The organism is Oleiphilus sp. HI0117 (assembly GCF_001635235.1).
In genome coordinates this window covers 1-958 of the sequence record NZ_LWGA01000601.1, presented here as the reverse complement: position 1 = coordinate 958, position 958 = coordinate 1, and the positions used below count along the sequence as shown (strand labels likewise).

Below are 958 nucleotides of genomic sequence, written 5' to 3'. Positions count from 1 at the left end.
TCTCCGAAAAAACGTAACGCAAAACTTTATGCAAATATTCTATCAAAGGGTTTAAAAGAACTTAAGAGTTCTGGCAAATTAGATCATTTGCTACTTAAATATTCTCTATTAAAACCGCCGAAATAGAAAAAGTCTGGTGCAACTGTTTTTTTGGGTGGCCATGAAATTAGGGGCGGTGGGTACAGCTTGTTTGTACATGGAAACACTTAACCAGGCGTTCAACACGGACTCCGTAATGCTGACACCTTTTGTGCAAAAATACGCACAAAAACTGCCATCATTACTCCTCCGGTTAACGCGGCGTTATATTTTTTAAACACTGTCACTGTTCAATATACAAGGAAACTAATAGTGAGTAATTGCCCATCTTGCTCCAAAAAGTTTGGCTTTATGAATCTGCTAAAGTCATCAAACCCCATGCGTATCAAATGCAGTGGCTGTAAAGAAATAATACGCATAAATGGTTTTCACGCTCTTATAGCTGTTGTTATTACTTTACCATTAGCGTTTTTAGTTTTAGCTGCTGTAGCAAAGGCAACTGCTAGCGGGGGTATAGCAGTTGCAGCGGCAATATTTTCAGGCTTAGTCGCTGAGTTTGTATTTTATAAATTGGTAATTTCTGGCAAGGTTAAATCTAATCTCGTAGCAAATGAAATATAACCAGGCAATCAAAGATCGCCCACGAAAGGGCCCGTGGGCTGGACTCGCTCTGCTGCGCGCCGCTCGCCCTTTATTGCGGCGTTAGGCTCATGGAGATGCTATGAAAGTCGAGATAGTAAGAGATACTGGGACAGGTTATTTTGGCACAACAACTGCCAGAACAAATGTTCCACAAGGAAAGAAACTTGAGCTTACCATGCAGAATCTATGTTCAACTTTGGGCATTAAAAAAATCTACTGGACCATTAGCTCAAGAGAAGCAAAATATTATCGCCCGGATGGACCTTATACCTATCAG

The 958-nt window shown here is 40.7% G+C and carries 2 protein-coding genes; both read left to right on the top strand.

What is annotated here, in order from left to right; all coding sequences use genetic code 11:
- Nucleotides 1–390: 390 nt before the first annotated feature.
- Nucleotides 391–660 carry a hypothetical protein gene (locus tag A3757_RS06720; RefSeq protein WP_156490479.1) on the top strand — a complete coding sequence of 90 codons (270 nt, stop codon included), beginning with the start codon at nt 391–393 and terminating at the stop codon, nt 658–660.
- 100 nt (nt 661–760) lie between these two features.
- On the top strand, nt 761–958 hold a 198-nt coding region (locus A3757_RS27540), incomplete at its 3' end, for a hypothetical protein (protein WP_231878238.1).

Bases quoted from the DNA above. Each gene is read 5' to 3' on its own strand.
- A3757_RS06720 (WP_156490479.1), top strand. From the start codon at position 391: ATGAATCTGCTAAAGTCATCAAACCCCATGCGTATCAAATGCAGTGGC.